Here is a 4,875-nt window from a genome sequence, read left to right as displayed (position 1 = left end):
TGTTCTCGACCTTGCCCATGCCGCCGACCGCGAGCACCGCGCCGTCGGGCGAGAAGGCCAGCGAACGGATGCCGCCGATGCTGTGGATGCGCTGCCGCGGGTCCCACGTGTAACAGCCCGGCGCTTCGAGGGTCTTCACCGGTTTGCCGGTGGCGACGTCCCACACGACGATGTGGCCGGCCTTGTCGCCCGTGGCCAGCAGCCTGCCGTCGGGCGAGAAGGCGCACGTGTGCAGCATCGAGTCGAAGTTGTGCGGCGTCATCGGCGCGTGGCCCTTCAACTCGTGGCGCAGTTTGCCCGTTGAAGCCTCCCACACGCGCGCGACCATGTCGTCCGCGACGCTGGCGACGAGTTTGCCGTCCGGCGACGCGAGCACGCGGCGAATCCAGCGGTCGTGGGCCTTCTGCGCGCGGAGCTGTTTGCCTGCGGCCGTGTCCCACCAAATCAACCGCCGGTCGTAGCCGCCACTGACGAGCTGGCCGCCCGCGAGCGCGACGCCGGTGACGTAGCTCGTGTGGCCCTCGCCCTCGAACTTGCGCGCCTCGCCCTTCTCGGACATGGCGTCCACGTCATACACGCCGGCGTCCGAGCTGCCGAAGTAGAGCCGCGTCGAGTCCGGCACGCGCGCGAGGCACAGCGCGACGTCCGAGCGCTTGAGTTCTTTCAGGAGTTTGAGGGAGATGTCGGGCATGGATTCTACCCATTTTGTTCTTCGTTCAGCGCATGGCTAGTCCATTCACTCGAATTCATGGAAGCGTCGGTGCCATTGCAGGTAGGCGCGGGTTGGCTGTGGTAAGTCAGAAAGCTTCGCCGAGGACGGGATGCCGATTGCGTTCCGGTCAGCGAGGGAAAAGTCCGGGGAAAAGATCATCTCGCCGGCGTCCGAGAACGAAACAAGTCCGTGCTCGAAAGCAAGGTCGATGTGTCCCGCGGGATCGGTTCGATACGCGCCGCGGGCTCCCATCTCCTCGCATACGTCGTGATACGTGCTCATTGGTTATTGGCCGAACGACCCAAGCTCGGCGACGGCTGTGACGAAGCGCGCCGATTGCGATCACTGGCGAAACTCCCGTCTCAAGTGATTCTGATTCGTGTCCATTCGTGGTTTCAGTTTCACGCCAGCACTTCCTTGATGGGCTTGATGCCGGGATTGACCAGCGGCACGGGGCGCGCGCCGACGTGGTATTCCTTGTTGTGCTTGATGCCCGCGGCTTCGAGCACGGTGGCGAAGAGTTCGCCCGCGCCCGCTTCGCCTTCGGCGACTTCGTTGCCGTCCTTGTCCGTCCTGCCGAAGACCGCGCCGCCTTGCACGCCGCAGCCGGCGAGCGCGACGCTCCACGCCTTCGCAAAGTGGTCGCGGCCGAGGCTGGCGTTGATGGTTGGCGTGCGCCCGAATTCGCCCATCGCGACGATGAGCGTGTTCCCGAACAGCCCGCGTTCCTTGAGGTCGTCCATCAGCGCGGACATCACGCGATCAAGCTCGGGCACCATTTCCTGGTGCGTCTCGAAGTTCTGCCCGTGGCTGTCCCACCACGCGCGGCTCACGCGCACGAAGGGCACGCCGGCCTCGACCATGCGCCGGGCCATGAGCGTCTGCTCGCCGAACAGCGTGGGGCCGTAGCGCTCGCGCGCCTTCGCGGGCTCCTTCGAAATGTCGAAGAGCTTCTCGCTGGCCATCAGGCCATGGACGCGCGCGTAGGCGTTGGCGTGGCTGCGCACTTCGCCCGTGTCGCGGCCGAGCGCGAACTGCCGTCCGAGCAGCGCCTGCAACTGGGCGCGCTCCTCGTGCTGCTGTTCGGTGATGCCATCGGGGCGGTGCAGGTTCGGCGGCGTGTTCTGCTCGTGGAGGTTCATCGGGTTGAAGCGCGCGCCGAGGAAGGACGCCGTCGGCTGCGCCATGCCTCGCCCCTCGGTGGCGGTGTAGAAGGACACGTAGTCCGGCACCTGGCTGTCGGCGCGGGCGAGTTCGCGCGCGACGATGGCGCCGAGGTCGGGATACTTGAGGGCGGGCTCGTCGTTGCGGCCGCGGTGCATGAGCTTGGCGGCGCCGCCGTGGTCGGCGTTCTTCGTGTTGAGGGAACGGATGAGGCAGACGTCCTTCATGCGCTTCGCCATGAGCGGCATGAGTTCGCAGATGCGCGTGCCGGGAACGCTCGTGGGAATCTCGGCGAACGGCCCGCCGGTGGCGCGGCCGGGCTTCGGGTCCCACGTCTCAAGCTGGCTCGGCCCGCCCGCGAGCCAGAGCAGGATGACGCGGCGGCCGGATTGTTTCAGCGAGTCGGTGAGTTGCTTCTCTGCGAAGGCGTGGACGGCGCCGCTCGTGCCGAGCAGCGAGGACGCGCCAAGGAAGGTCGAGCCGAGGAACGCGCGGCGCGTGAGATCGTGCGCGGCAGAGCCGCAGAAGGGGCGCGAGGTGTTCATGGGACGATGTTGGGAGTGTAGTTGGACACGGCCGGGTTACAAGCCTCGCGACGCGGAACTTTGACGTGACTCAACGCCTTGCCAGTCGACAAATTGTCATGGGGCCTCCGGCCCGTTTCGGGCGTCCAGCGGGCGTGGAGGAACCCGGGTTGCGCCCCGCCGGCCGGTCCGTGGAGAAATTCCCCCTTGCTTCGACCGGGTCGGTCCGTATTCTCGCGCTCCGCCTGAGCCCGGCGTGTGCCGGTGCTCGTTGAGGCTGAGAAACGACCGTCAACCCACAACCTGACCCCCAACCTCTGTTGCCACCGCAACGACGGTTCCGTTAGGCAATGGAGCTTCAGTCCCGCGCCAGCGGGCCCGCAAGCCTCCCCATCCGAAAGACCACCCAGCATGCTCACCATGGAAGAAGCCCTCAAGCACAGCGACATGCGCTTTGCCGCGGGCGAAATCGTCAAGGGCACCATCATCGAAGTCCGCAGCCGCGAAGTCCTCGTGGACATCGGCTACAAGTCCGAGGGCGTCGTCTCCGGCGCCGAGTTCGAGGACATCAAGGCCGTCAAAATCGGCGACCAAGTGCCCGTGCTGATCGAGCGGCTTGAGGACAAGGACGGCAACGTCGTCCTGTCCAAGGAGAAGGCCGAGTTCAAGCAGAACTGGGACAAGATCCTCACCATTTGCAACGAGGGCGGCACGATCACCGGCAAGGTGAAGGCGATCGTCAAGGGCGGCCTGCTCGTGCACATCGGCGTCGAGGCGTTCCTGCCGTCGTCGCAGATCGACATCATCCCCCCCAAGAACCTCGCGCTGTTCGTCGGCAACAGCTACGACTTCAAGGTCGTCAAGATCAACCAGGAGCGGCAGAACATCGTCCTCTCACGCCGCGAGCTCATCGAGCAGGAGCGCACCGAGCGCCGCTCCAAGCTGCTGGCCGAGATGGCGCCCGGCGACATCCGCAAGGGCACGGTCAAGAACATCACCGACTTCGGCGCGTTCATCGACCTCAACGGCATCGACGGCCTGCTGCACATCACCGACATGAGCTGGGGCCGCCTCGGCCACCCGAGCGAGTTGCTCAAGGTCGGCCAGGAACTCGACATCGTCGTGCTCGACATCAACAAGGAAAAGGAGCGCGTCTCCCTCGGCCTCAAGCAGAAGTCCTCCAACCCGTGGGACAAGATCGAGAACAAGTTCCCCATTGGCGCGAAGGTCAAGGGCAAGGTCGTCAACCTCGTCCCCTATGGCGCGTTCGTGGAACTCGAACCCGGCGTCGAAGGCCTCGTGCACGTCACCGAGCTCTCGTGGACCAAGCGCATCTCCAAGCCCAGCGACGTCCTCAAGCAGGGACAGGACGTGGACGCCGTGGTGCTCGGCATCAACCGCGACGAGCAGAAAATCTCGCTCGGCATCCGCCAGCTCGAAAGCAACCCGTGGGACCAGGCGCAGGGCAAGTATCCGCCCGGCACCCGCATCAAGGGCAAGGTCCGCAACCTCACCAGCTACGGCGCGTTCATCGAGCTCGAGGAAGGGCTCGACGGCATGGTGCACGTGTCCGACATCTCGTGGACGCGCAAGATCAACCATCCGTCCGAAGTCTTCGAGAAGGGCGACGAAGTCGAGGCGACGGTGCTCGAGGTGGACAAGGCCAACCAGCGCATTTCGCTCGGCGTCAAGCAGCTCTCCGAGGACCCGTGGTCGAACATCGACAAGTTCTACAAGGTCGGCGACGTCGTCAGCGGCAAGGTCAGCAAGCTGGCCAGCTTCGGCGCGTTCGTCGGCTTGCAGCACGACATCGACGGCCTCGTGCACATCTCGCAAGTCAGCGAGGAGCGCGTGGACAAGATCAAGAACGTGCTCCAGCCCGGGCAGGACGTGACCGCGCGCGTCATCAAAATCGACAAGGGCGAGCGCCGCATCGGCCTCTCGATCAAGGCAGCCAACTACACCACCGAGCAACTCAAGGAAGAGCAGAAGATGCTCGACTCGCTCAAGCCCGGCGAAGACCTCGTCGCGCTGCAGCACGCGTTCGACGCCGCCGACGAGGTGCGCGACGCGGAGAAGGCGGAGAAAGCCGAGAAGCCGCAAGCGTAGGGCGGCTTCGAACCAGATCACCGCGGCGGGCTGGAAACGGCCCGCCGCGTTCTTTTTGGGGAATCGGGTCGGCTGGATCCGGCCCGTCACTTTGAAGCACGGGCGAGCCACTGCTGGACGGTGGCCTTCAAAGCCGCGCGCCCTTCGGCGTCGAGCCCGCGCGGGTCGAAGCGGAGCCGGTAATGCAATGCAAGCGGCTCGCGCAGGGCGCGCACATGCGCGAGCGACGCGCGTTCGAGCCGCGCCAGCCACGCGCCGAACGTCTCGCCCGGCAGGCGGGCAAAGCCCATGCGTTCGAGCGCGTACTCGGCCGCGTAAAAGTCGGAGTCGAGTCCCGGCCACGCCGTCGCCGGCTCGTGGGTGCCG

Annotated in this window: 5 protein-coding genes; 1 reads left to right on the top strand and 4 read right to left on the bottom strand. The window is 65.7% G+C overall.

What is annotated here, in order from left to right; all coding sequences use genetic code 11:
• The 3 genes from FJ386_14935 to FJ386_14925 form a co-directional block, all read right to left on the bottom strand.
• A partial coding sequence (locus FJ386_14935; GenBank protein ID MBM3877981.1) for a hypothetical protein occupies window positions 1-691 on the bottom strand: 691 nt, incomplete at its 3' end.
• A 45-nt stretch (window positions 692-736) separates the two neighbouring features.
• Complete coding sequence (locus FJ386_14930; GenBank protein ID MBM3877980.1) at window positions 737-994, bottom strand: hypothetical protein; 258 nt, start codon at window positions 992-994, stop codon at window positions 737-739.
• Window positions 995-1,113: 119 nt separating this feature from the next.
• Entirely contained in the window at window positions 1,114-2,421 is a 1,308-nt protein-coding gene (locus FJ386_14925) for a DUF1501 domain-containing protein (GenBank protein MBM3877979.1), read from the bottom strand.
• 390 nt (window positions 2,422-2,811) lie between these two features.
• Here FJ386_14925 and FJ386_14920 point away from each other — a divergent pair, with 390 nt between their 5' ends.
• Window positions 2,812-4,509, top strand: a complete 1,698-nt coding sequence (locus tag FJ386_14920; protein MBM3877978.1) for a 30S ribosomal protein S1 — start codon at window positions 2,812-2,814, stop codon at window positions 4,507-4,509.
• An 86-nt stretch (window positions 4,510-4,595) separates the two neighbouring features.
• On the opposite strand, the gene FJ386_14915 is transcribed toward FJ386_14920, so the two are convergent.
• On the bottom strand, window positions 4,596-4,875 hold a 280-nt coding region (locus FJ386_14915), incomplete at its 5' end, for a DUF4129 domain-containing protein (GenBank protein MBM3877977.1).

Source organism: Verrucomicrobiota bacterium (assembly GCA_016871675.1).
Lineage (GTDB): Bacteria > Verrucomicrobiota > Verrucomicrobiia > Limisphaerales > VHCN01 > VHCN01.
Note: the sequence above shows the minus strand (reverse complement) of the source record. Positions and strands in the feature narration are given on the sequence as shown.

Excerpts from the sequence above, each read along its gene's own strand:
- FJ386_14930 (MBM3877980.1), bottom strand. The coding sequence starts at position 994 with ATGAGCACGTATCACGACGTATGCGAGGAGATGGGAGCCCGCGGCGCG.
- FJ386_14925 (MBM3877979.1), bottom strand. The coding sequence starts at position 2,421 with ATGAACACCTCGCGCCCCTTCTGCGGCTCTGCCGCGCACGATCTCACG.
- FJ386_14920 (MBM3877978.1), top strand. The coding sequence starts at position 2,812 with ATGCTCACCATGGAAGAAGCCCTCAAGCACAGCGACATGCGCTTTGCC.